Source organism: Mycobacteroides immunogenum, assembly GCF_001605725.1.
Taxonomy (GTDB): domain Bacteria; phylum Actinomycetota; class Actinomycetes; order Mycobacteriales; family Mycobacteriaceae; genus Mycobacterium; species Mycobacterium immunogenum.
Window position 1 is genome coordinate 4,468,094 of the sequence record NZ_CP011530.1, and the last position, 24,655, is coordinate 4,492,748.

A 24,655-nucleotide genomic window follows, 5' to 3' on the forward strand; every position below is an offset into this window, starting at 1 on the left:
GTTTGCGTAAGCCGGTCCGTGGGAGGGCTTCTGCTGCCCGGCGATTTTGGTGATCGAAACTGTCATCGCAACCTTCTCAGTCCGGTAGATCCTGGACCCCCGCCGGCTCCATCCGCGACACCCCGTTCTTTTCATGCCTGAAGTTGCTGGATGCCTCATAAACCTTGAGTTTCAATCGATTGATCGATCCCAGCGGCCGATGCGCGGCCAGAGCGCGCCACGAATTGAAGGACAGCACATCGTCACCGAAAACCTGCCGCGCGGTGCCATATGAATCCTGCACGGGGAAGATGATTTTGGCGATACCCCGGTGCGGGGAATCCGTTTCGGGCCACGCGACGGTGGCATCCTCGAGCGGCATCGTCTTGGCATCGGTGCACAGTTGGGCCCGCAATTCATACTCAGCGCTGTTGTGCTGAAAGAACTCTGAGACCAGATGGCGGAACTCGTCGTCAGCGATATCGTCCGGCAGCAGCACTCCCTCAAGGTCCCGCACGGACTTCGACAGGGGTACGTAACTGAGTTTGGCCACATACTCCCCGTACCGCAGCGGTGCCGAGGAGTAGAAGGTATCGCCCAGGATATGCGTGTTGGGACGGACGAACACCGCCACCGATTCCGGGAGTGAGAGTCCCACGCGTGGAAGAATTTTCGCCACCCCGCCCAGAAGGTTGCTGCCCAACCTCAGCGCGGTGTCCGGCAGGCGCGCCAGCAACCAGGCCGTCGGCATTCCCCGCCGCAGATACGCCTTGGCGTCCGCGAACAGGAACTCGCGGTGCGTAACCAGCACAAAATCCTGGGTGGTGGCCTCATCGTCCGGGAGCGTCCGCGGACCACTCACACCCAGAACCTTGATACCCAGGCCCCGCACGCCCCGAATCCGGTCGCTGCGCAGCAGGCCGGACGTGGTGGACAACCTGCAGATGACCGGGTACGCACCAGCAGTCGAGAACATTCCCTGGCGTAGGTGCGGCGGTAGATCCGGGTACACGATCAGCTCGCCACGCAAGATGCCATGACTCTTCGCGTGCGCATCCCGGACAGCATGCCGGTACTTCCGGAAGGCGCGTTCGTTGTTGGTATGCAGTACTTTGACGATCTTGTCGATGGCTTCGTCCTCACCGGGAGGCGTCGCGTCCATCTCCTCGCTGTACGGGAGGTAGGTACGCGTGGGGTCGAGCGATTCATCCGTTGTGCTCATCGCGGCCCAGTCCTCCCGTATTGGTGATGCGCTCAGTGTCGTGAATGCCGGAGGTGCGCGCATGAGTACACGACTACTCAATCCTGCGCCGCGGCTGACGCCGATGTAGGCGAAACGGCGAGGTATTCCCGGCGCTATCGGGAACCCGAATTCCACGAGGATCGAGTAGCCCAATACTCATGTTCCGGCCCGCCGGAATTTGTCAGCATTACCGGTATGGCGAAAAAGAATGACGCCGCCAAATCGGCCACCACACTGGCGTCGTGGCTCGCAACACGAATCGATCGGTCGATCGGGTGGTCCCGGCTTCCCACGGCATTCGGCATCGCGGTACTCATCGGGCTGCGCAACGCGCTGCGAGCCGACAACCTGTTCGACACGGGACGGGCGCCTGGCGGATCACCGCCGCCTGAGAACACCGACTACCGCAACGCCCGGACCGTCGACGGCACCTACAACAACCTTGAACACCCACTGATGGGATCGGTCGGCAGCCGCTTCGGGCGCAACGCACCCCTTGCCCAGACTTTCCCCGAGCCCCCCGAACAACTCCTGGACCCGAATCCGCGGCTGATCAGTCGCAGGCTGCTGACCCGCGACGAGTTCATTCCGGCGACGACGCTGAACGTACTGGCCGCCGCCTGGATCCAGTTCGAGGTCCACGACTGGTTCAGCCACAACACCGTCGAGACCAAACCATGGTCCGTGCCGCTCGACGGCAGCGATCCGTGGCCACAACGCCCGATGCAAATACGCCGCACCGCACCCGACCCGTGCCCCGACGCGTCAGGCCCCCCGACGTTCGTCACGCAGGACACCCATTGGTGGGACGGATCGCAGGTCTACGGCGGCACTCGCGAGGTCGCCGAGGCACTGCGTTCCGGAAGCGGGGGCACACTGCGGATGGACGGGCAGGGCCTGCCGCCTGCCGATGTCGAGGCGCTGGCCAGCACATCGGAGACGGCCGCGAACTTTTGGGTCGGTCTGGCCGTCCTGCATTCGCTGTTCATGCGGGAACACAACGCGATCTGCGAGCATCTGGCTGCCTGCCATCCGGAAATGTCCGATCAGGAGCTGTACGACAAGGCCCGTCTGGTCAACACCGCGCTCATGGCGAAGATCCACACGATCGACTGGACTCCCGCGATAATCGGGCACCCCACCACGGTATTCGCGATGCACACCAACTGGTCCGGCATTCTCGGCGAGCGCCTGAACAACCTGTTTCAGCGTCAGCCGCATAACGCTCTCCTACGCGGCATACCCGGCTCCCCGACAAGTCTGCACAACGTGCCATATTCGCTGACCGAAGAATTTGTCGCGGTGTACCGGATGCACCCGCTCATTCCCGACCGTTTCGTGCTGCGGTCGGCGTCTGACGATTCCGTGCTCGCCGAGCATGAATTGCCAGATCTCGCCGTTCAATACGTGCGCGCCCGCTTCAGCGAGACACCACTGGAGAACATCATCTATTCGTTCGGCCGCGCCCACCCGGGCGCACTGACTCTGCATAACTTCCCACGCCATCTACAGCGTCTGGAGCGGCCGGACGGGTCCATTTTGGACCTCGCAGCCATCGATGTGCTTCGCGTCCGTGAGCGGGGCGTCCCCCGCTACAACGAGTTCCGCCGGATGCTGCGGCTGCGGCCGGTGTCGTCTTTCGGCGAGCTCACCGACGACCCGGTGGTGGCCAAGGAGCTCGCGGCGATATACGGCGACGATGTGGAGCGGGTGGATCTGATGATCGGACTGTACGCGGAGCCCAAACCGAAGGGATTTGGCTTCAGCGACACAGCCTTTCGAATCTTCGTATTGATGGCGTCCCGGCGGCTGGAAAGCGACAGATTCTTCACGTCCGATTTCCGGCCCGAGATCTACACCCCGGAAGGCCTCGCATGGGTGAGAAACAACTCGATGCGTTCGGTGCTGCTCCGGCACTTCCCGTCCCTGGCCGCCGCCCTGGACGGCGTCACGAATCCTTTCGCACCGTGGACACCGACATGGGCCGGCAGATCGACCGAGTAGGCGAATACTCATGACCGACAACGGCGTTTGGGTTCACAATCATCAGATGAGCCCCACCGGATTCATGTCTTCGGTGTGCGATGACTAGCCCCGTGCCCCGTGGTCCCAAGCGGCCATCGGTCATCAGCCCGATGGTCCTGGCCGACCCGCAGACGGCACCGCCCGCCGAGGCCAACGCCTTGGTCACCGACGATGACGATCGCAGGATGGTGCTGATCGAGCTTCTCGTCGGTACCGGCATCGACCCCAAGCACGTGCGCGATCAGTTCCTGCACATGTTCCATCGAGTACTGCGTGACGAGCCACCCACACCGACGCCCGTCGGGCGCCACTATGTGCGGTGCATGCTCACCCCTGATGAAATCCAGCGTCTGGTTCGCGGGGGCGCCAAGTCCCCGACCGCAAAAAGCGCACAACAAGCACTGCAATTGATCTGGCGGGTGTGGCCCGACCTGGTGGTTGAGGCACACCTGGACCGCTCACTCACCACGATCAAGGCCGATGCGGCGATCCGCACCTATGGCTCCGGTGGAACCGGTGTCGTCTGGGCGGTGCTGGATTCGGGAATCGATGCCGAGCACCCGCATTTCGCGGCCAACGGCACCCTCACCGCTGACTGTGTCAGACCGCTGCACAAGGACTTCACGCTTACCCCAGGTGTTTCGAAGGGGCCGCTTGTCGACGTCTACGGACACGGCACCCATGTGGCCGGCATCATCGCGGGCGAATCCCCCACCGATCCGAAACTCATCCGGATCGCATCCACTCAACCGACTGCCGAGGGGCTACCGGAATGGGTACCGCGGGTACTGGCGCAGGGGTCGCGGCTGTCCGGGGTGGCTCCACACGCCAACCTGGTGAGCCTCAAGGTGCTCGACGACGACGGCAAGACCCTGTCGAGCGTGCTCATCGACGCCCTCAACTACGTGCGCGAGATCAACAGCTACGGCAATGACTTACAGATCCACGGCGTGAATCTGTCTCTGGGATGCGGCTGGATGCCAAGGGACTACGCGGCGGGCCAAAGCCCGCTGTGCCGCGAACTCGATCTGCTCACCGGGTCCGGGGTGGTCTGTGTCGTGAGCGCCGGAAACCTCGGGGCCGGCACCGCGGCGGCCGGTGTGGGCGCCGCGATCATGGGAACAGCGACCGATGTCTACGGTCAGCTCTCTACCATCACCGACCCCGGGAATGCCGCCACCGCGATCACCGTCGGCTCGGTCCACCGGTACCGGCCGCACACCAGCGGGGTCACCTTCGACTCCTCAAAGGGGCCGACTCTCGATGGCCGGCGCAAACCCGACCTGGTGGCCCCCGGTGAGCGAATAACTTCCGCGGCAACCGGTCTCATGGCCAAGGGCATTGACGTGTTGAAGGACGACGGCACCGAGGGGGCCGCCAACTACATCGAAGACAGCGGCACCTCGATGGCCGCCGCGCATGTGTCGGGTGCGATCGCCGCGTTCTTGTCGGCTCGCACGGAGTTCGTGGGTAAACCACAAGAGGTCAAGGACATCTTCCTGAAGTCGGCCGTCGACTTGGGGCGCCACGAGTTCTTTCAGGGCGCCGGTCTTGTCGACCTGATGCGCGCACTATCCAACACCTGAAGACGAGCGAGTACATCATGACAACCATCAAAGGATTGCCCTACTACGAACCGGATTTCAACGCCGACGGCTCGCTCAACGACGCCACCGGTGACGGCGACGGCGGATTGCCGGCCGCCGTCGCGAACGGAAGCATCACCGATCTGTTCCTGATGTCGCACGGATGGAACAACAGTGTGGCCTCCGCGCGCCAGCTCTACACCGCGATGTTCTCGCTGATCGCCGATCAGCTCGGCGCAGATACCGCCGGTGTGGCCGTCGCGGGAATCAACTGGCCATCGGTGCTGCTGCCCGACGACAGCCCGGATAGCGCGCCACCCGTACCGTCCACGGGCGCCGAGCTCGCCGCGGCGCTGGCACCGGGTTTCCCCGGCCAGGACGCGCAGCTGAAAAAGATGGGCGAGCTGCTCGATGAGAAACCGCAGCAGTCCGCCAAGCTCATCGAGTTTCACACCTTGGCCGCCGGACTCGTCACCACTGCCGCGCAGTCACCGGAGGACAGCGGCGAGTCGGACATCGTGAAGGGCGATCCGCTCGCGGTGTTCGGGCAAGCTGCCGCCATGGCACCGAAGTCGACGGGTGCCGCACAGGGACTTGGCAATCCCTTCGCCGCGCTGTGGTCGGGGGCGCGCGAGATCCTGCGCACGATGAGCTATTACGAGATGAAGAACCGTGCGGGAGTCATCGGCCAGCACGGCCTTGGTCCGCTGCTGGGCACACTGTCGGGACCGGGCGGCCCGCCCCGCATACACCTGATCGGACACAGTTTCGGGGCGCGGCTGGTCTCCTACGCGCTGGCAGGGCTTCCGGAGGCCGGCACCAGCCCCGTCAAGTCGCTCACCCTGATCCAGGGCGCCTTCTCGCATTTCACCTTCAATCGTCAGCTGCTCTTCGATCCGGGCCGCGGGCCCGGCGGTCTCGCCGGGCTCGAAGAGCGCGTGGACGGGCCGCTGCTGTCGACATTCACCGCCGCCGACCGCGCGGTCGGCTGGTGGTATCCGGCGGCCAGCATGCTTGCGCGGCAGGACGCCCAGGCCGGACAAGACCCTTGGTTCCGCTGGGGGGCAATGGGTCACGACGGGTACCAGCAAGACCCGGCCGCGACGACACTCGAGCTCGCGGACGCCGGAAAGCCGTACGACTTCCAGCGCGGGCGGTTCTACCGGCTTGACGCCAACAGAATCATCGCCGACGCCAGCCAATCCGCGTTCAGCGGTGCACACAGCGATATCAGGCACCCGGAAGTGGCGTGGGCAATCGTCTCGGCCGCGCGCGCAACCCAGAACTGAACACGAAAACTGCTCCCGCAGTGTGAGATCGAGTACCGCACTACGCGTGAATCAGGCTGCGATGCCGAACAGGATGAACACGTCCTAGCTCGAACTCACCTTACGCAGGAGACAAAATGGCCACCGCAGTCAAGTCGACGAATCACAAGCCGTCCGAGACCGAGTACGAAATTTCTGGGTCCGCCGGCGCGGCCGCTGTCACCGAACACGAACTACCTTCGGCGCAAGCAAGCGACGCCGATACCGAGACCACCAACGCCGCAACCCAAGCCCATGGTGAATCCACAATCAGTGAACTGGGCTCCCCCGACGCAGTGAGCACCGACGAGTCGGAGCTTGCGCCATTGGACGCCATTCTGGGGAGTTACCCCGAGTTGGCCAACCGCGCCGAGATCATCATCGGTACCGATGATCGTGTTCGGGTCACCAACACCACCACGTTCCCCTGGCGTGCGATCTGCCACCTGATCATCACCTCCGCCAACAACCGCACCTATGTCGGAACGGGCTGGCTGATCGCGCCCCGCACCGTGGTGACGGCGGGGCACTGCGTCTACATGCATGCCGATGGCGGATGGGTGCGCTCGATCCAGGTGATTCCAGGGCGCAATGCCGGGACCCGCCCATTCGGCACTCACGTGGGCGCCGCCTTCCGCAGCGTCACCGGCTGGACCCAGAATCAGAATCGCGACAACGACTATGGCGCGATCATCCTGCCGGCGTCGTCGCGTCCCGGCGATCAGACGGGGTACTTCGGTTTCGCTACCCGCAATGACGATTTCCTGAAGGCCTCCGCACTGAACCTGTCCGGGTACCCCGGCGAGAAGAATGGTGAGCAGTGGTTCATGGCGCAACGCACCAAGTCGGTCTCCGACCGCGTCATCACCTACGACATCGACACCACGGGCGGCCAGAGCGGCTCACCGGTGTGGGTATTGCAGAACGGCAACCGCTATGGCGTAGGCATTCACACCAATGGTGCCAATTCAGGCAACTCGGCCACCCGGATCAACAGCGCCGTCTTCAACAACATGTCGACGTGGAAGAACAACGGTATGTGACAAGGCATTTCAGGTAATCAGAGAATCCGGACACAGGAGGATACGTGGTCGGCGTCTCATTTCGCGACTCCGCCGGGCGTCCGATGGCCGGTGCTGTGATCAGCATCGACGCGGCGCCCGGCGAGGTCCACGATATTGCCATGGTGGCCGACGACTGGGGTGAGGTGGTCATCTCCGCGCCGGTCGCCGGTGACTATCGATTCCTCGTGTCGCACACCGGGAAGACCTTTCATGCCACCGCACATATCGCCGAGGGACAAGATCAGCTCACGGTCACCGCCAGCTAGGCCGTCCCGGACAGCGCGGCGCTCAAGGCCGGGGCCATCGTCACGCTCAGCGAGCCGTAGGCCCGTGCAGCGATGGTGCCACCCGCCCGTCCACTCACGGCACCACACTGTGAACCTGAGCGCCGTTTTGATCGTGCATAAAGAGTGCACGTCGATTCAGGGAGGTGATGACCATGACAATTCAGGCACCCGCCGGCACGGCGGGCCCCGACGTCGATCTGATCTTGCTGGTCGAGCCCGGACCCGCGCATGACCTGAGGGAACACCCCGGCGGCCGCAACTCCGCGACGCCGATCGTGCAGGCCGTCGCGTCCGCGGGACACCGCATCGTGCCGCTCTACACCAATCCGGACACCGTTCCGCCGGAACTCCGGTCGATCTTTGTGGTCACCGCGCCCGCCAGCCCGGAGTTCAGTGACTTCGCCGAACGGCTGCGCACGCTGCCCGGCGTGACATCGGCGTATCTGGATTCGGTGGCCTGACCAGTCGCCGTCGCGCGGAACCTACCGCCCGATGGAATAGGTCAGGCCCCCTCGAGAGGGGGCCTGACCACTGTGGCGGGTGCAGGATTCGAACCTGCGTAGGCGTAAGCCGACGGATTTACAGTCCGCTCCCATTGGCCGCTCGGGCAACCCGCCTTATCAGACGATGCAGGATACAACGATAGGGTCGGGCTAACGCAAACCGACTGGATACGGAACATGCGAAGACCGGAAAAGAGGGAGCAGTCATGGCTGATTCATCATTCGACATCGTGAGCAAGATCGACCGCCAGGAGGTCGACAACGCGCTGAACCAGGCCGCCAAGGAGCTGGCCACCCGCTTCGACTTCCGTGGCACCGACACCACCATCGCCTGGAAGGGCGACGAGGCCATCGAGCTCGTCAGCTCCACCGAGGAACGCCTGAAGGCGGCCGTCGACGTCTTCAAGGAGAAGCTGGTGCGCCGCGACATCAGCATGAAGGCCTTCGATGCCGGTGATCCGCAGCCCAGCGGCAAGACCTACCGGCTCACCGGCACGCTCAAGCAGGGCATCGACACCGACAACGCCAAGAAGATCAACAAGATCATTCGCGACGAAGGTCCCAAGGGCGTCAAGTCGCAGGTCCAGGGTGAAGAGATCCGGGTATCGAGCAAGAAGCGCGATGATCTGCAGGCGATCATCGCGCTGCTGAAGGGCTCCGATCTGGATATCGCGTTGCAGTTCGTGAACTACCGGTAGCAGAATCGATCGATGATTCCCGCCGTCTCGCCAACGCATCTGATCGGGTTTGCGGTGGTGGCGTATGCGCTCATCGTGATCCCCGGCCCCAGCGTGCTGTTCACGGTGGGCCGCTCGCTCAGTTTGGGCCGTCGATCCGGTCTGATGAGCGTGTTGGGGAACACCGCCGGTACCGCGGTGTTCCTGGTGCTGACCACAGCCGGGTTGGGCGCACTACTGGCCGCCTCCTCGTGGGCGCTCACGGCGGTAAAACTGGCCGGCGCGGCGTACCTGATTTATCTTGGCGTGCAAGCATTTCGAGACCGCAAGTCGCTCGCGGAGGCGCTCCACGCCCGCCAGCCGGCCGTCGTCGGCCGCCAACGGGTGTTCCGGCAAGGATTCCTCGTCGGTATCACCAACCCGAAGACCGCGCTGTTCTTCGCCGCGGTGTTGCCACAGTTCGCCGACCCGGCCGCGGGCTCGGTAACGGCACAGATTTTTGTGTTCGGCCTGATGTTCGTCGCGATGGCCATGGTGTCCGATAGTTGCTGGGCACTGCTGGCCGCCGGTGCCCGCGACTGGTTCGCCCGCTCGCCCAAGCGCCTTGAGGCGGTTGGCGGCGCGGGCGGTCTCATGATCGCCGGGCTGGGCGCCGGGGTCGCGGTCAGCTCCGCCTAGCGCCGAGATGACATTGGCGTGCACCTCAGGAGCGGCAGGCAGCCAGCAGCTCTGCCAACAGCGCGCGGTCCGGCTGGTACGGGGTGTTGAAGCCCAGCCGGTGCACCAGATCGCCGTAGCGGTCCTGCAATTCGCGCGCACCTTGGCCCGGGTCGGTAACAGTGACGGTCGCCGTGTCGACAAACTCGTCATCGATCAGAGCGGCCATGGCATCCCATTCGCCCCGCTTGGAAAGCTCTTTCAGCTTCGGGCCAACCTCTGCCCTGCCATGCAGTTCCAGGATGGGCCAATAGGCCGGTGTGGACCCGTAAAACGCCAGCTGCTTGCGTACGGCGGCGCGCGCACCGGCCAGCTCGGTGTCGTCGCGCCCGATGACGAGCATCGGCGAGTGATGAATCTGAATGTCGGCAAGCATCTTTCCCGATTTCAGCGCGCCGCGGGCCAGGGTGGGACGGGTAACCTGGGCAAGGTAGTCGGGTGTGCAGAACGGATGTGACATGAACCCGTCGGCCACCTCCCCCGCCACTTCTGTCATCCCGCTGCCGACGCCCGCCAGCCAGATCGGCGGCGGGCCAAAGGCACTCACCTCGGCCGGATCGGGCATGAACATCGGTGTCATGAGGGTGTTCTGATAGAACTCACCGCGATAGTCCAACGGCCCACGCTTCTGCCACGACTGCCAGATGGCCCGCACCGCGAGCACCATGTCCCGCATGCGGGCGGCCGGGCGGCTCCACGGCATTCCGAACCGGCGGGTGATGTGCGGCTTGATCTGCGTACCGAGCCCCAGGATGAACCGGCCACCCGAATACGCCTGCAGGTCCCAACCAATATTCGCCAGCAGCATCGGGTTTCGCGCAAAAGCGACGGCGATCGAGGTGCCCAGCGTGACGTTCTTGGTGTGCTCGGCGGCCAGCAGTACCGGCAGGAACGGGTCGTGTGCACCCTCGAAGGTCCAGATGCCGGCATAACCTGATTCCTCGGCCCCGGCGGCATCGGCGGCCATGCTGCTCAACCCCGTTGTGAGCGTCACATCAATCAACACCCCACTCATATTGCCGAAGTGCATATTCGCGGCGCATCTGGCCCATACCCTGGCGACCATGGCAGCACTTCGCGAACCGCAAGTCGTCGTCCTCGGTGGCGGATCCTGGGGCACCACGGTGGCCTCGATTGTGGCGCGGCGCAGCCCTACGCTGCAGTGGGCCCGGTCGCCGGAGACCGTCGCCGATATCAATGAACGGCACCGTAATTCGCGATACCTGAGCGACGAGGTGGAGCTGACCGAGAGTCTGCGTGCCACCTCGGATCTGCATGAGGCCATCGAGCAGGCCGACGTGGTGATCATGGGGGTTCCCTCGCACAGCTTCCGCGAGGTGCTCACCGAGATCGGGCAATCGCTACGCCCGTGGGTGCCCATCGTCTCGCTGGTCAAGGGCCTTGAGCAGGGCTCACGGATGCGGATGTCGCAGATCATCGAGGAGGTCCTGCCCGGGCACCCGGCGGGCATCCTGGCCGGTCCCAATATCGCCAAGGAGGTGGCCCGTGGATATGCGGCCGCCGGTGTGGTCGCGATGCCCGACCAGCACCAGGCCGCCCGCCTGGGTGAGCTCTTCCGCACCTCCCGTTTCCGCGTGTACAGCACCAACGACGTGGTGGGTGTCGAGATGGCGGGCGCGCTCAAGAACGTCTTCGCCATCGCCAGCGGCATGGGCTACGCGATCGGCATCGGCGAGAACACCCGTGCCATGGTGATCGCGCGGGCCCTGCGGGAGATGACCAAACTCGGTGTGGCGATGGGCGGCAATCCCGAAACCTTCCCCGGCCTGGCAGGTTTGGGTGATCTCATCGTCACCTGCACGAGCTCCAGCAGCCGCAACCGGCATGTGGGTGAGGAGATCGGCAAGGGCAAGACCATCGACGAGATCATCAAATCGATGAACCAGGTGGCCGAGGGCGTGAAGGCCTCCTCGGTGGTGATGACCCTTGCCGACGAGTACGGCATCCAGATGCCGATCGCCCGGGAGGTCGACGGCGTGATCAATCAGGGCTCCACCGTGGAGCAGGCCTACCGGGGCCTCATGGCCGAGACACCCGGCCATGAGGTGCACGGCACCGGTTTCTGATCAGGACGGCAGGTACTCGGGTTTCACCACATCGTGCAGCTCGGAGAGCGCTATCCGGCTCTGCATCGGCCCTTCGGCATATGCCGCCACTCGGTAGGGCTCGAAGGAGAACAGCAGCGCGTCGCCGTCCAGCGTGAAGTATTGAAAATTCCCCGGCTCGGGAGCCGTTCCGGTGTCGACGAATTCGGTGCCGACGCCGCCAAGCTGTGCGCGCAGATCGCTGCGCACCAGCGCGGCGATCTTGGGTAGTGCCGCCGCGGGATCGATCAATAGCGTGTCCAGGGTGATGGCCTGTTTGGTGGTGCGATCGAAGGCGAGGGTGCGAAACGCGAATCCGGGGTGGTAGCCGCCCAGAGACTCACTGATCGAGAACCGCACGCTGTCGGAGGGGTGCGCCCCCTTGCCCTGATACGCCTCAAAGCTGACCTGAAGCGCCCAGGGCTTGCCGTCGGGTGGCGCCCCGGCACGTTCGGCCGACTTGCGGAAGCCGGCGCGAATGTTCGCCACCGTGTCGTCGACCGCCTGCTGCAGCTCCGGGAACGACGAGTCCCACTGCACGGGGACCACCAAGTGCTGGGTCGCCTGCGGCGTGGCCTCGTCGATGACGCAACCCTGTGCCGGATCCCAGCGCCCGCCATGTTTGGGACAGACAGCCTCGGCACCCGGATCGGCGATGGCCGCGGACGCCGACGTGGTCGTCGTCGCCGCGGCCGATTCCGGGGAAGCGGTTTCCCGCGGGGTTTCTCCCCGATCGCAGCCAACGAGGACGACACCGCACACGACGGCGATCAGCAGGTACCCGAGACGCATGCAGACCAATCTAACCGGCCGCTAGGTGGTGTAGCTGCCACCCGGTCCGACCACGAATCCGTTCTGCCAGCGATTGTTGACGCAGGTCAGGGTGCCCCCGCCGTCCAGACCGCAGCTGACCTCCCGGTAGCTCAGCCGTGAGCCCGGCGGCAGCGGCTTGAACGGCTCCCCGCCCATGCCGTAGATCGGCCGGTCCGTGCTGGCGAAACCGGGTGCGTTGCTGCCGCTGACCAGGTTCGCGCCATTCGGGGCACCTGGCAGCGGACCGCTGCAGCCATAGCTGGCGTCGGCGCGTTTGATCAGGCACGAGATTCCGCCGGGAATGGTGAAGCCGTAGGCGGTATCGGCCAGCGTGCTGTACTCCAGCGGTGACACCGGGGTGAGCCCGTTGACGTTCGGCAGCCCGGACGGATCCAGCGGGTTCGGGGTGTCCGGGTCGGCGGAAGCCGCGCCCGCCAACATCACGGCGGCGACGGCGCTGGTCACAGCGCCAAGGATGGGCAGGATTCGCATCCCGTGACCCTATCCAAGTTCGCGCGCAATCTCGCGTCTACTGGTCAAAGGCGATATCGACGCGGTCCGTGACCGGCACGGCCTGGCAGGCCAGGGTCAACCCCATGGCGAGGTCGGCGTCGACGAGGGTGTCGTTGCGCAGCATCCGCACCTCGCCGCCGCGCACGGTGCAGGCGCAGGCGCTACACGCGCCCTCCCGGCACGAGTACGGCGCATCGATGCCCCGCGCGAGCAGCACGTCGAGCAACGGAGTGTTTCGGGGCCACTCGACGGTGACCCGCGCACCATCGAGTTCCACGGTCGCTTGGGCCGCGTCGCCGCCGCTTTGCGGAATCACGATGTCGGCGAACGGATCACCGGTCAGTGATTGGTAGAGCTCGAGATGAATGTGATTGGCGGGCATGCCGACCGCCGACAGCGCGGCGCGCGCCTCGTCCATGAAGGCCGCCGGACCGCAGATGTAGGTGCTGTACCGCGTGTAGGCGGCGAAGAGTTCGGACATGGCGTCACGGGTGGGCAGGCCGCGATCGGCTTCCAGCCAGTGCACGACCCGCAACCGGTCCGGGAACTCCACCATGATGTCGTCGATCTCGGCGCCGAAGATCACGCTCGGTGCGTCGCGGTTCGCGTAGAAGAGATACACGGTTCCGACGCCACCGAGCAGCACCGACTTGGCGATGGACAGCATCGGGGTGATGCCGCTGCCCGCGGCGATCAGCAAGAAGTCGCTGTCCAGCGAGCGCGGAACGAACACCCCGGACGGTGTGAGTACGGTGAGGCGATCACCCACACCGACGTTGTCGCACAACCAGTTCGACGCGTATCCGCCGGGCGTGCGCTTGACCGTCACCACCAGGTCGTCGTCGAGATGGGGAGAACTGGACAGCGAGTAGCAGCGCGCCACCGAGCCCGTCTGTTCGCTCGGGATTTTCAGGGTGAGGAACTGGCCCGGCCGGTAGCGGAACGCGTCGGCGAGCGCGTCCGGCACCTCGAACACCAGGGAGACGGCATCTCCTGTCTCCCTGATGATCTCGACGACCTCCAGCGCGTGCACATGAGGGTTTCCGGTCACCTTGGGCGTATCGGGCACGACTGTGTCTGTCATCGGCGATGCCCCTACAATTCGATGCCGAAGCGGGCCGCGATCTTCTTGCCCACACCGTATTTGCCCATTCCGTAGAAGGGCGCCATCAGGTCCTCGTAACGCGGCCCGATGATGCGCGGAATGGCATCGAACACGCGCGCGTCCGGACCGATCAGAACGCGCGGGCGGTCCTTCTCGACCCCCCGCAAAATGATCCGGGCCGCCGAATCAGGCCGGGTGATCGCCATGAGCTGGAATCCTTTTCGGACGGTCTCCCGGTCCACGCCGTCGGGTATGCCACGCGCGTTCGAGGCGATGTTGGTCTTGATGCCTCCGGGATGCACACAGGTGACCCCGACCGGATATTTTGCCGCCCGGATCTCCTGGCGCAGCGATTCGGTGAAGCCACGCACCGCGAATTTGGCCGCGTTGTATGCACTTTGGGACGGTATGCCCATCAGCCCGAATACCGATGACACGTTGACGAGGTGGCCGTCACCCGATTCGATCAGGTGCGGCAGAAACGCCTTGGTGCCGTGCGCCACACCCCAGAAGTTGATGTTCATCAGCCAGTCGAAGTCATCCCATTCCATGTCCTTGACGTCGGCCGAGAGTGCCACCCCGGCGTTGTTGAACACCAGGTTCACCTGTCCGAACTCGTTCTTGACGTCGACGGCATGGGCGTAGACGGCAGCCCGGTCGGCCACGTCGAGTTCAAACGGGATGGCCGTCGCGCCCGCTTTCTCGCAGCGGCCGGCGGTGTCGGCCACTCCGGCGGTGTCGATGTCCGAGAGCGCCAATCGCGCACCGCGCTGCGCCAGTGCCAGCGCCAGGCTGCGGCCGATACCCGAACCCGCACCGGTGATTACAGCGACCTTGTTATCGAAGTTCTTCATCGTTTCTCGCTTCTCTTGGGCGGACTACTGTGCGGCCATGCTTGGCGAGGTCTGCCGGGGACCGTTCGCGAGCGGGATGGTCTTGCGTACGGCAGGACGCACCGCTCCCGCGAACTCGTATTCGGTGGGATCGACTTTCCTTGTCTGCGACCAGTATTCGAACGTGAATCCGGACCACAGCGTCCGGTTCTGGCCGTGCTCGTCCAGATACCAGCTCTGGCAGCCGCCGCTGTTCCACACCGATCCCTGTAGCTTGCGCTGAACCTCGGCGTTGAACCGATCCTGCGCTTCCCGGGTGGGCACGATCGCCTGAGCGTAGGCCTCATCGACCTGTTTGATCGCCTCGGTGACGTAGTGGATCTGCGACTCGATCATGAACACGATCGAGTTGTGGCCCAGGCCGGTGTTGGGCCCCAGCAGGAAGAACAGGTTGGGCATGCCGGCGATGGTGATGCCGCGATGTGCGGTGACGCCTTCCGTCGACCATCGATCGCCGAGGTCCTCGCCGCCCTGCCCCTTGAGGTCCAGGTACTTGTACGAGTCGGTGACGTGGAATCCGGTGCCGAAGATGATGGCATCGACCTTGCGCTCGACTCCGTCACCGGTGACGACGCCGTCGGCGGTCACCCGCGCGATGGACTCGGTGACCAATTCGGTCTTCGGATTGTCGATGGCCTTGTAGTAAGTGGCCGATCCGAGCAGACGTTTACATCCGGCCCGGTAGTCGGGGGTGACCTTACGGCGTACCCCGGGATCGGAGATCTGACTCTTGATGTACGCACGGCCCAGCAGCTCAACACCTTTCAGCAGGGCCGGGCGCCGGTTCATCGCATACGCGCCCGCTTCCGCGCCGAAGTACATGCCGCTGCGGAACAGCGCACGCAATCCCGGAACGCGGGCGAACGCGCGTTTGACCAGTGGACTGAACTCGATATTGGTGCGCGGTAGCACCCACGGCGGTGTGCGCTGAAAAAGTTTGAGCTCCCCGACCTTCCCGACAATCTCGGGGACGAACTGAATCGCGCTGGCACCCGTCCCGATAACGGCAACCCTCTTGCCGGTCAGGTCATAGTCGTGGTTCCACTGCGCGGAGTGAAAGACGGGACCCTGGAAGCGGTCCAGGCCGTCGATCTCCGGGATGCTCGGGATGTGCAGTGCGCCGACACCGGAGATGAGGAACTGGCAGATGTACTCCTGCCCGCCCTCGGTGAAGACATGCCAGCGGTATTCGTCCTCGTCCCAATAGCCGCGGGTGACCCTCGTGTTGAAGGTGGCGTGCCGGTAGAGATCGTAGGTGGTGGCCACTTCCTTGAGGTAGTCGAAAATTTCGGGCTGCCGGGAGAACAGCTGGTCCCAATGGGATCGCGGCTCGAACGAGAATGAGTACAGGTGTGTCGGGACATCGCAGGCCGCACCGGGATAGGTGTTATCGCGCCAGGTTCCGCCCATCTCCCCGGCCTTTTCGAGGATGTGGAACGGCACCGCCATCTTCTGCAGGGCGATGGCCGCCCCGATTCCGGAGAAGCCCGTCCCGACAATCAGTGCACGTATCCGGATGGGCGCCGATGAACCGCTCTCGCTCACGGTATCGGGCCGCTGTCCTTCGTACGAGGTCTCGGTAACAGTCATGTGGCGCAATCTCTTTCTATTTCGCTGAGGGACCTTGACATGGCTGAACCGGCCCATTGCGCCGGCAATGAGCCAGTTCGCGCGTCCGTTTACCGCGCCTTGATCTCGGCCAGAATGTCTTCCGGCATCGCGCGCGACATCCGCAACAGCCGGCCGGTGAGCTTGCCATCCAGGAATCCGATCTCATGCATGAAGCGCATCAGCGGCTCCGAAACCCAGGTCGCGTTCTCGCGATAGTGCGGCGAGGTCAGGAACGCGAAGAATCCCCGCAGCGGGTGGATGCCCACCGATCGATAGGCCTTCGGGTTGAAGAGCACCGGATAAACACCGATCACCGATAGCGCGAAGATCGCCCGGTGAATCGCGTTGGAGACCGGTCCCCGCTCGGCGATCTGCCGCACCAGTTCCTCACGCGCATAGGTGATATGCCGCGCCTCTTCCAACACGTGGATCTTCATGAGCTGGCGCGCATGCGGCTGCACCGTCTCATCCATCATCGTTTCCCGCTGCGCACGGTCCAGCACTTCCTCGACCAGCAGCAGGTTCCCCAGCCCCGAGGGTCCCAACGGCACCAACCCGAGCAGCCTGATGACGCGTGTCGCAAATTTGGGGTAGGTGTACGGCTCGATGCCCATCTTGTTCACCGGGCGTCCGAACATCGTGGAATGGCGGGCTTCCTCACTGACCTCGGTCAGCGCGTACCGGCCATGGTCGGTCGCTCCCCCGTTCTGTTCAACCACCTGCCGCCACAGCATGGCGCTGAGCCCGGTCTCGACGTATATGCCGAAACTCAAGACCGAACCGAGCTCGTGACGGGTCAGCTCGATACGTTGTTCCTGAGTCAGCTTGTCCCACAGCTTGGTTCCATATAGGGAGGTGCGGTGCGGGGTGGCCCAGTAAAGGCCGGGCACCGGCGGGGCATCCCAGTCGATGTCAACCTCACCGTCGTATGCCCGGTCAGCCGCCGAACGCAATAGCCGCTGCGCAGTCTTTTCCCGCTCCCCCACGGACTTGCCCCGCACCGACGAGGCGCCGGCCTCGTGCAGAGCCCTCGGCTGGTCGATGGTCGTCATTGTCCCGCCCTCCAGTTGTGCATTACTTTAAGTATCCGTTACTTGCTATACCGCTAATCTGAGTCTCGGCCTGGCACGCCGGTTTGTCAATGCCCGTCAGAGGAGGCCGTGACCTCCGAGAATTGCCCTGGCGGTGCCGGTTCTGAACATGCCCGCGTCCTCGGCGACGTCGAAGTATCGACTCAGCAATACCGCGTTGCGGTGACGAATGTTGTGGCTGCGCGCGGCCGCACGACGCCCCGTTCGCGAAGTCAGGCCCACGCCGGGGTAGACCTGCGGCCGGACGATCAACGACGTCGTCAGCACCGTCAACATCGCCAGCGACGCATCGGCCCCCGCCGCCGGCAGATACCTGCGCGACTGCACGGCCCGGTACAGCTCATCCTCGGCGAATTCCAGCTGACGATGACTCACCAGGACACAGATCTTCGCGACCTGGCGAACCACAGGCTGGGCCAGCTCGTCGGCCTCCAACTCCACCATCAACTGATGAATCAGACTGTGTAACAACAGAATGAAGCCGCGACCCAGCGGACCGTGCGGTATGAGCGGCACACAGAATCGCTGCAGGCGCTGCACGGCCATCGGAGCGGGCTGCAGTTCCAACCCCGTTTTGTTGATCAGCCGGCCCACCATGGTGGCGTTACGGCTGATGTCGCGGACACTGGCCAACAGAAACCGCGTGTAGTCATCGGCGAGCGTGTTGCCCTCGATGACGTCGCGGAACATCAACGAGGCCAGTGCCCCCTGCGCATCCATCACGAAACTGAGCAGGCTGACCAGTTCCCGGCGCGCCAATTCACCCTGCCGCGCGTCCGAGAGCGTGTCCCATTCCGGGGTCCCGTAGATCGACACCCGATGAGCAGCCAGCCAATGTTTCCCCGAGTCCAGCGGCGCATCCCAGTCGATATCCAGCTCAGGGTCATAGCTGAGTTCGGTTGCCTCGAAAAGCAATCGGCGGGCGGTGTGCAGCCGGTCTCCCACCTTCCGGCGGCGGCTAGGCACTCGACCGTCCACGGTGATGGCCGGGGTGAACTCATAGTCGGCGTAGTTGATGTCTTTGTAGCTGCTGGACGTCACGTCACTGCCTTCTGATCAGCCAAGATTAAGTATCCGTATCCAAAAGTATGGGGTACTGTCTGTTACGACTATGTGAGCGAGTCTGTCGGGACGGCGTCCCGATTGTCAAGAGGCAACCAAGCCGGACGGAGCGTCATGAGCCTTTCCCGCCAGGACGACGCCAATAGCGTCTTCACCCACAGCCCGCATGACGATTCGGACTACATCGGCGACGCGACGGTCACCGTTCGTGGTGTCGATATCCCCGTGCAGCTGGAACTCAAGGGCTATAGCGAGCCGATCGACGGCGTCTTTCGCTGGATCGGCCGCATCAGGCCGAACGCGCGGCTGACCGAGATCGTCGGTGACGAGGCTCGCGTCAAGGCCACCATCCGCACCTCACACAGCGCCCGGGACGCGTTCATCGGCGATCCCGACCCCTGGAATCGGTACCGGGTGATCGGCAAGAGCACCCCGCCGTTCCATGTGCCCACTAACCTCTCGGAAGTCGAAGCGCAGTAAAGACTTTCGCCGTCAGTCCGTCCGCGCGCGGATGAGGGCGATCAGCTCAGCTTCCACCTCACGCAAGGGCTGCACCGAGTGCGCGGCCTGCGCTTGCAACAGTGCGCCCTCGATCGCACTGACGGCCAGTGAAGCCAGGCTGTCAACCCCCTCACGCACCCCGGAATCCCGAAAAGACTCCGCGAGCCGAACGCGCATTCCCACGAAGGCGTCGTGGGCGGCGGCCCGGATCTGGGCCTCCCCCGGACCGGCGAGCGCGGCCGCGGCGTGCGGGCAACCGGTGTCGAAGTCGTGCGTCTGCAGCTGATTGACCCACCATCCGATGAACTTGGTGAGCAGGTATTCGGCATCACCACGAGCGCGCAGCGCATCGAGGAAACCGTTGGCCAGTCCGGAGGCCTCCCGCTCGGCCGCGGCGATGAGTTCGGCCTTGCCCTCCGGGAAGTGCTGATAGATGGAGTTACGTGCGGTGCCACTGCGTTTGAGTAGGTCGGCAAGGCCGGTGGCGTGCACACCGCGCTCGCGCATCATGGCGATCGCACTGTCGATCAACCGCTGCCGTGGACCGGGCGCCACCTCACCCTCCTCACTCATATGGACCAATTGGTCTATGCCCTGCTACCGTCGGTATGGACCAATCAGTCTACGCGGAAGGGTGGCCATGACCACGGAAATCGAGAGCCTGTCCGGGCTGGAGCTGCTCCGCAGCATGGGCGGGACGGTAGACGGGATGCCTCCCATCGCCCGTCTGCTCGGCATGCGGCTGGAGGACATCGAGTTCGGGACGGTGTCGTTCAGCGTGGTCACCCGGCCCGAGTTCGCCAATCCGCTGGGCACCTTGCACGGCGGCATCTGCGCCACGCTGCTGGACTCGGTGCTGGGCTGTGCGGTGCACTCCACACTGGAGCCCGGAATCGGTTATGGGACATTGGAACTCAAGGTGAACTACGTGCGCACCGTCCCGGTCGACGGCGAGCGACTGATCGCGACGGGCACGGTGCTGCACCCAGGCCGCCGGGTCGCGACGGCCGAGGGCAAGGTCGTCGACTCCCAGGGCAGGCTGGTGGCGCACGGCACAACCACCGTCATGGTGTACCGCTGATGAGCGCGAGCGAAGAAGATCGGGCACAGATGAGCGCGGAGGACTTCACGCGCGCCTCGACAGCCATCGAGGCGATAATCGCGGCGGTGCGTCCCGATCAATGGGATACCGCGACGCCGTGCACGGAGTGGAATCTGCGACAGCTGGTCGACCATCTCGTCGAGGTGAACTACTCGCTTTCCGGGCGCTTCGGCGGAATCAGCAGCGGTGCCGCCGATGAGCCGGCGGCCGCGTATCGGCTGTCCGCACAGGCGTTGCGTGACGCGCTGACGTTGCCTGGCGTGCTGGATCAGACCTATCCCGGCCCGTTCGCGCACACCACCGGCGACCGGCAACTGCAGGTCCGCATGGCCGATCTGCTGACGCACGGCTGGGACCTGGCGCAAGCCAGCGGAGTTCCCGCCGATCTGCCCGCCGACTTGGTCGAGGACGCGTTGGGTTTCGTGGAGAAACTCGCCGGGGCGTTCGCGCGATCAGGAAAGTTCGGCGCCCCGCAGCCCGTCGCCCCGGATGCTCCGGTACTCGACAGGCTGGCTGCGTTGAGCGGCCGGGTGGTCTAGCTCTCCACCGAGCGGCTACTCAGAAGCGGGCCATATCCTCGAGGCGCGCAATACGATCGGCCATCGGTGGATGCGTCGAGAACAGCGACGCCACCCGATCGCTGGCCCGGAACGGGTTGGCGATCATCAGATGCGACTGGCTGGCCAGCTGCGGCTCGGGCGGCAACGGCGCGGCCTGCACCCCACCGGAGATCTTGCGCAGCGCCGAGGCAAGCGCCAGCGGATCACCGGTGAGCTCGGCGCCGGATTGGTCGGCCTGATACTCCCGGGAACGCGACACCGCCATTTTCACCACCGTGGCGGCTATGGGCCCCAGCATCGACACCAGGAAAAGCGCAAAGGGGTTGGGCCGGTTCTCGTCACCGCCGCCGAAGAAATTCAGGAACATCGCCATATTGGCCAGGCCCGAGATGACGGCTGCGAGGGCACCGGCGACGCTGGAGATCAGGATGTCGCGGTTGTACACGTGCGAGAGCTCGTGCCCCAGCACCGCGCGCAGTTCACGCTCACTGAGCAAGTCCAGGATGCCGGTCGTGCAACACACCGCGGCGTTGCGCGGATTGCGGCCCGTGGCGAACGCATTGGGCGCATTGGTATCGCTGATGTAGAGCCGCGGCATGGGTTGACGGGCGACGGTAGCCAGCTCCCGCACGATCCGGTACATGGCCGGCTGCTGCAACTCGGTGACCGGCTGGGCGTGCATGGCGCGCAGCGCCAGGGTATCGCTCTTGAAGTACACGTACGCGTTCATGCCGACGGCGAACACGATGGCCAGCAGCAAGATGCTCTTGCTGTGGAACAGCGAGCCGATGAACACGATCATCGCCGACATGCCGCCCAGCAGCAGCACTGTCTTGAGTCCGTTGGCGTGGCCGTGCATCGCTATCCTCTCGTTCGCTCGACGGGTGTTACCAGGTGTCACTCAAGCTAACGAAGAAAGATCTAGCAGGGTTCCGCGGCGCGCTACCCGTGGCGGCGCACGGTGTACTCGATGAGCACGCCCAGCGCGTCACGAGCATCACCCGGTGGCAGCTCCACCAGCTCCGCCTTGGCGCGGTCGGCGTAGTCGATGACGACGGACTTGGCCTGCACAAGCCCGTTCGAGGCACGCAGCAGGGTGAGCGCCTCTTCCACTTCGGCATCGTCGGTGATCGGCGCCGCCAGCAGGACGCGCAACCGGTCGGCGTCGGGCCCGGTATCGCGCAGGGCGTACAACATCGGAAGGGTGTGCACACCCTCACGAAGGTCAGTGCCGGGAGTCTTGCCCGACTCGTCGGTGAGGCTCTCGATGTCGATGATGTCATCGGAGATCTGGAAGGCGGTGCCCACGATGGCGCCCAGACGGCTCAGCCGTTCGATCTGCTCGTCGTCGCAGCGCGAGGTCATGGCGCCGAACCGGCCCGCCGCCGCGATCAGTGATCCGGTCTTCTCGTGGATCACCTTGAGGTAGTGCTCGGTCTCGTCGCCGCCCTCGGGCACCCCGACGGTTTCCCGCATCTGCCCGGTGACCAGCTCGCCGAAGGTCTCGGCGACGATCCGCACGGCCGTGGGACCCAGCCGGGACACCAGCCCCGAGGCCGTGGCCAGCAGGTAGTCACCCGCGAGGATGGCCACGTTGTTACCCCAGCGGGCGTTGGCACTGGGCACCCCGCGCCGCTTCTGCGCCTCGTCCATGACGTCGTCGTGATACAGCGTCGCCAGGTGGATGAGCTCGCACACCGCGCCGGCGAGAATCACCTCGTCGTTGTCCGGATCGGGACCGGTCTGGGCCGCCAGCACCGTGAACAGCGGGCGGAACCGCTTACCCCCGGCGTGGAAAAGGTGCAGCACAGACTCGGTCAACAACGGGTCGGACTGCCCCAGCTCGGTCACGATGAGGGTTTCGATGGCGGCCAAATGGTCGCGCACCTTTGCGGCGAATACGGGATCACCGAGGTCAACTCCGGCCACCGTGGTCGAGTTACTCACCGGTCCAACATACTGGGAAGGTGCAGACCTCAGCGGACCTGGTCGTCGTCGGTGCCGGCCCAGCCGGATCGGCAGCCGCGGCATGGGCGGCCCGCTCCGGGCGCGAAGTGGTCTTGGTCGATTCGGCGGTGTTCCCCCGAGACAAGACCTGTGGCGACGGATTGACCCCACGCGCGGTCGAACAACTCGAGTTGCTGGGCCTGCGCTCATGGCTCGATGAGCACATCCAGTACCGGGGCCTGCGCCTGCACGGATTTGGCGGAAGTATCGAAGTCCCTTGGCCCGGGCCGTCTTTCGGAGGAACCGGCAGTGCGGTGCGCCGCACCGAGTTGGACGACAAGATCCGGCAGGTGGCCGTCGACTCGGGCGCCACGATGGCCGCGGCGACCAAGGCCGTTGACGCGGAGCGTGACTCGGCGGGCCGGATCACCTCGGTGCGGGTGCTCGATGACAGCGGCCCCAGGGACATCGCGTGCAAGGCCGTCATCGTCGCCGACGGGGTGCGCTCCCCCCTCGGGAAAGTCCTGGGCCGTGAGTGGCACAAGGACACCGTGTACGCCGTCGCGGGCCGCGCGTACATCGAGTCGGCGCGCGGCGACGAGGAATGGATGACCTCACATCTGGAACTGCGGTCCCCCGAGGGGGACGTGTTACCCGGATATGGCTGGATCTTCCCGCTGGGGGGCGGACAGATCAACATCGGTGTGGGCGCCCTGGCCACCTCCAAACGGCCCGCCGACGCGGCGCTACGTCCGCTTATCGAGTACTACACCGAGCTGCGGCGTGAGGACTTCGGCCTCAGCGGGCGGCTGCAATCGATCGCGTCGGCGCTGTTGCCGATGGGCGGTGCGGTATCCGGTGTCGCGGGACCCAATTGGATGTTGATCGGCGACGCGGCAGCATGTGTCAATCCGCTCAACGGCGAGGGTATCGACTATGGGCTGGAGACCGGTCACCTGGCCGCCGAGGTGCTGGACGCCGACGATTACGCGCAGCTGTGGCCGGAGCTGTTGCGGGACCGCTATGGCCGCTCGTTCTCCATCGCGCGCCGGCTTGCCGCGCTGCTCACGTTGCCGCGATTCCTGCCTGTGATGGGGCCGGTCGGCATGCGCTCGGCGGTGTTGATGCGAATTGCCGTGCGGCTCATGGGGAATCTGGTGACCGACGAGGATCACGATGTGATCGCACGCGCCTGGCGGATTGCCGGCGGCGGCTCCCGGCGTCTGGATTCGCGCCCGCCGTTCAGCTGATTTGCCCGCGGTTAGAGGGTGGCGACATGCAGGGCGACGATGCCGCCGGTGAGATTGCGCCACCGCACATTCGACCACCCCGCCGACTCGATGCGGTGGGCCAGCGCCTCCTGATCCGGCCACGCCCGGATCGACTCGGCCAGGTACACGTAGGCATCCGGGTTGCTACTGACGGCGCGCGCCACCTCAGGCAGCGTCTTCATCAGGTACTCCATGTACAGCGTGCGGAACGCCCGGTTTACCGGAGTTGAGAACTCGCATACCGCAAGGCGGCCACCAGGTTTGGTGACGCGGGCCATTTCCCGCAATCCCTCGACGTGATCGACGACGTTGCGTAGCCCGAAACTGATGGTCACCGCATCGAACGAATGGTCCGCGAACGGCAGCCGCGTCGCGTCTCCGGCCACTTTCGGCACGTCGCGCTGAGCGCCCGCCTTGAGCATGCCGACAGAAAAGTCTGCCGCCACGCACCACGCCCCGGATTGGGTGAGCTCCGCGGTCGAGACAGCCGTGCCCGCGGCGATATCGAGCACCTTGTCGCCGGGCTTCAACTTCAGCGCCGCCCGGGTAGCCCGGCGCCAGAATCGGTCCTGCCCAAACGAGAGCACGGTATTGGTGATGTCGTATCGCTTGGCCACCGCGTCAAACATCGACGCTACCTCGTGCGGATCCTTTTCCAGGGTGGCGCGGTTCATACCGTGACGGTACAGGGCA

General features: G+C 64.7%; 26 protein-coding genes and 1 tRNA gene. 13 read left to right on the top strand and 14 right to left on the bottom strand.

Going from position 1 to position 24,655, the window contains the following annotated elements; genetic code table 11:
- Window positions 1–76: 76 nt before the first annotated feature.
- Window positions 77–1,201: a catalase family protein gene (locus tag ABG82_RS22130; RefSeq protein WP_043077049.1), complete on the bottom strand. Its 1,125-nt coding sequence runs from the start codon at window positions 1,199–1,201 to the stop codon at window positions 77–79.
- Between the two features lie 216 nt (window positions 1,202–1,417).
- Here ABG82_RS22130 and ABG82_RS22135 point away from each other — a divergent pair, with 216 nt between their 5' ends.
- The 6 genes from ABG82_RS22135 (at window position 1,418) to ABG82_RS22160 (ending at window position 7,952) form a co-directional block, all read left to right on the top strand.
- On the top strand, window positions 1,418–3,226 hold the full coding sequence (locus ABG82_RS22135; protein WP_043077048.1) for a peroxidase family protein: 1,809 nt from the start codon (window positions 1,418–1,420) through the stop codon (window positions 3,224–3,226).
- 80 nt (window positions 3,227–3,306) lie between these two features.
- Entirely contained in the window at window positions 3,307–4,833 is a 1,527-nt protein-coding gene (locus tag ABG82_RS22140; RefSeq protein WP_043077047.1) for a S8 family peptidase, read from the top strand.
- A 17-nt stretch (window positions 4,834–4,850) separates the two neighbouring features.
- Window positions 4,851–6,122 (top strand): alpha/beta hydrolase family protein, encoded by a 1,272-nt coding sequence (locus ABG82_RS22145; protein ID WP_043077046.1) that lies wholly within the window; start codon window positions 4,851–4,853, stop codon window positions 6,120–6,122.
- Between the two features lie 116 nt (window positions 6,123–6,238).
- A complete protein-coding gene (locus ABG82_RS22150) occupies window positions 6,239–7,183 on the top strand; it encodes a trypsin-like serine peptidase (protein ID WP_043077045.1) in 945 nt (314 codons plus the stop codon).
- 44 nt (window positions 7,184–7,227) lie between these two features.
- The gene (locus tag ABG82_RS22155; RefSeq protein WP_054173181.1) at window positions 7,228–7,470 is read left to right on the top strand and encodes a hypothetical protein; all 243 of its coding nucleotides are present in this window, start codon (window positions 7,228–7,230) and stop codon (window positions 7,468–7,470) included.
- A gap of 173 nt (window positions 7,471–7,643) precedes the next feature.
- Window positions 7,644–7,952 carry a hypothetical protein gene (locus tag ABG82_RS22160; RefSeq protein ID WP_043077124.1) on the top strand — a complete coding sequence of 103 codons (309 nt, stop codon included), beginning with the start codon at window positions 7,644–7,646 and terminating at the stop codon, window positions 7,950–7,952.
- Window positions 7,953–8,025: 73 nt separating this feature from the next.
- Here ABG82_RS22160 and ABG82_RS22165 read toward each other — a convergent pair.
- Window positions 8,026–8,108, bottom strand: a tRNA-Tyr gene (locus ABG82_RS22165).
- 92 nt (window positions 8,109–8,200) lie between these two features.
- Here ABG82_RS22165 and ABG82_RS22170 point away from each other — a divergent pair.
- Window positions 8,201–8,692 carry a YajQ family cyclic di-GMP-binding protein gene (locus ABG82_RS22170; RefSeq protein ID WP_043077043.1) on the top strand — a complete coding sequence of 164 codons (492 nt, stop codon included), beginning with the start codon at window positions 8,201–8,203 and terminating at the stop codon, window positions 8,690–8,692.
- 12 nt (window positions 8,693–8,704) lie between these two features.
- Window positions 8,705–9,349, top strand: coding sequence for a LysE family translocator (locus ABG82_RS22175; protein ID WP_043077042.1), 645 nt, complete (start codon window positions 8,705–8,707; stop codon window positions 9,347–9,349).
- Between the two features lie 25 nt (window positions 9,350–9,374).
- On the opposite strand, the gene ABG82_RS22180 is transcribed toward ABG82_RS22175, so the two are convergent.
- Complete coding sequence (locus ABG82_RS22180; protein WP_043077041.1) at window positions 9,375–10,418, bottom strand: TIGR03617 family F420-dependent LLM class oxidoreductase; 1,044 nt, start codon at window positions 10,416–10,418, stop codon at window positions 9,375–9,377.
- 34 nt (window positions 10,419–10,452) lie between these two features.
- Between ABG82_RS22180 and ABG82_RS22185 the strand changes: the two genes are divergently transcribed.
- Complete coding sequence (locus ABG82_RS22185) at window positions 10,453–11,475, top strand: NAD(P)H-dependent glycerol-3-phosphate dehydrogenase (RefSeq protein WP_043077040.1); 1,023 nt, start codon at window positions 10,453–10,455, stop codon at window positions 11,473–11,475.
- Here ABG82_RS22185 and ABG82_RS22190 read toward each other — a convergent pair whose 3' ends face one another.
- From ABG82_RS22190 to ABG82_RS22220, 7 genes are all read right to left on the bottom strand, one after another.
- Window positions 11,476–12,285, bottom strand: a complete 810-nt coding sequence (locus tag ABG82_RS22190) for an RsiV family protein (protein WP_043077039.1) — start codon at window positions 12,283–12,285, stop codon at window positions 11,476–11,478.
- A 21-nt stretch (window positions 12,286–12,306) separates the two neighbouring features.
- Window positions 12,307–12,798 carry a hypothetical protein gene (locus tag ABG82_RS22195; RefSeq protein WP_043077038.1) on the bottom strand — a complete coding sequence of 164 codons (492 nt, stop codon included), beginning with the start codon at window positions 12,796–12,798 and terminating at the stop codon, window positions 12,307–12,309.
- 37 nt (window positions 12,799–12,835) lie between these two features.
- Complete coding sequence (locus ABG82_RS22200) at window positions 12,836–13,903, bottom strand: ferredoxin--NADP reductase (protein ID WP_043077037.1); 1,068 nt, start codon at window positions 13,901–13,903, stop codon at window positions 12,836–12,838.
- Window positions 13,904–13,914: 11 nt separating this feature from the next.
- Window positions 13,915–14,778 (bottom strand): SDR family NAD(P)-dependent oxidoreductase, encoded by an 864-nt coding sequence (locus tag ABG82_RS22205; protein ID WP_043077036.1) that lies wholly within the window; start codon window positions 14,776–14,778, stop codon window positions 13,915–13,917.
- Between the two features lie 24 nt (window positions 14,779–14,802).
- The gene (locus ABG82_RS22210) at window positions 14,803–16,407 is read right to left on the bottom strand and encodes a flavin-containing monooxygenase (RefSeq protein WP_043077035.1); all 1,605 of its coding nucleotides are present in this window, start codon (window positions 16,405–16,407) and stop codon (window positions 14,803–14,805) included.
- Between the two features lie 89 nt (window positions 16,408–16,496).
- Window positions 16,497–17,480: an AurF N-oxygenase family protein gene (locus ABG82_RS22215; RefSeq protein ID WP_043077034.1), complete on the bottom strand. Its 984-nt coding sequence runs from the start codon at window positions 17,478–17,480 to the stop codon at window positions 16,497–16,499.
- A gap of 96 nt (window positions 17,481–17,576) precedes the next feature.
- On the bottom strand, window positions 17,577–18,560 hold the full coding sequence (locus tag ABG82_RS22220; RefSeq protein ID WP_043077033.1) for a diiron oxygenase: 984 nt from the start codon (window positions 18,558–18,560) through the stop codon (window positions 17,577–17,579).
- A gap of 135 nt (window positions 18,561–18,695) precedes the next feature.
- Here ABG82_RS22220 and ABG82_RS22225 point away from each other — a divergent pair, with 135 nt between their 5' ends.
- Window positions 18,696–19,061 (top strand): DUF4873 domain-containing protein, encoded by a 366-nt coding sequence (locus ABG82_RS22225; RefSeq protein ID WP_043077032.1) that lies wholly within the window; start codon window positions 18,696–18,698, stop codon window positions 19,059–19,061.
- A gap of 12 nt (window positions 19,062–19,073) precedes the next feature.
- Here the strand turns inward: ABG82_RS22225 and ABG82_RS22230 are convergent, their stop codons facing one another.
- The gene (locus ABG82_RS22230) at window positions 19,074–19,673 is read right to left on the bottom strand and encodes a TetR/AcrR family transcriptional regulator (protein ID WP_043077031.1); all 600 of its coding nucleotides are present in this window, start codon (window positions 19,671–19,673) and stop codon (window positions 19,074–19,076) included.
- 49 nt (window positions 19,674–19,722) lie between these two features.
- Between ABG82_RS22230 and ABG82_RS22235 the strand changes: the two genes are divergently transcribed.
- Together ABG82_RS22235 and ABG82_RS22240 are read left to right on the top strand one after the other, a co-directional pair.
- The gene (locus tag ABG82_RS22235) at window positions 19,723–20,163 is read left to right on the top strand and encodes a PaaI family thioesterase (RefSeq protein WP_043077030.1); all 441 of its coding nucleotides are present in this window, start codon (window positions 19,723–19,725) and stop codon (window positions 20,161–20,163) included.
- Window positions 20,163–20,723, top strand: a complete 561-nt coding sequence (locus ABG82_RS22240; protein ID WP_043077029.1) for a TIGR03086 family metal-binding protein — start codon at window positions 20,163–20,165, stop codon at window positions 20,721–20,723. The genes ABG82_RS22235 and ABG82_RS22240 overlap by 1 nt, the downstream gene beginning before the upstream one ends.
- 19 nt (window positions 20,724–20,742) lie before the next feature.
- Here ABG82_RS22240 and htpX read toward each other — a convergent pair whose 3' ends face one another.
- Entirely contained in the window at window positions 20,743–21,609 is an 867-nt protein-coding gene (gene htpX, locus ABG82_RS22245; RefSeq protein ID WP_165589751.1) for a zinc metalloprotease HtpX, read from the bottom strand.
- 77 nt (window positions 21,610–21,686) lie between these two features.
- On the bottom strand, window positions 21,687–22,673 hold the full coding sequence (locus tag ABG82_RS22250; protein WP_043077123.1) for a polyprenyl synthetase family protein: 987 nt from the start codon (window positions 22,671–22,673) through the stop codon (window positions 21,687–21,689).
- A 38-nt stretch (window positions 22,674–22,711) separates the two neighbouring features.
- Here ABG82_RS22250 and menJ point away from each other — a divergent pair, with 38 nt between their 5' ends.
- A complete protein-coding gene (menJ, locus tag ABG82_RS22255) occupies window positions 22,712–23,941 on the top strand; it encodes a menaquinone reductase (protein ID WP_043077027.1) in 1,230 nt (409 codons plus the stop codon).
- 11 nt (window positions 23,942–23,952) lie between these two features.
- Here menJ and ABG82_RS22260 read toward each other — a convergent pair whose 3' ends face one another.
- The gene (locus ABG82_RS22260) at window positions 23,953–24,636 is read right to left on the bottom strand and encodes a demethylmenaquinone methyltransferase (protein WP_043077026.1); all 684 of its coding nucleotides are present in this window, start codon (window positions 24,634–24,636) and stop codon (window positions 23,953–23,955) included.
- Window positions 24,637–24,655 lie beyond the last annotated feature (19 nt).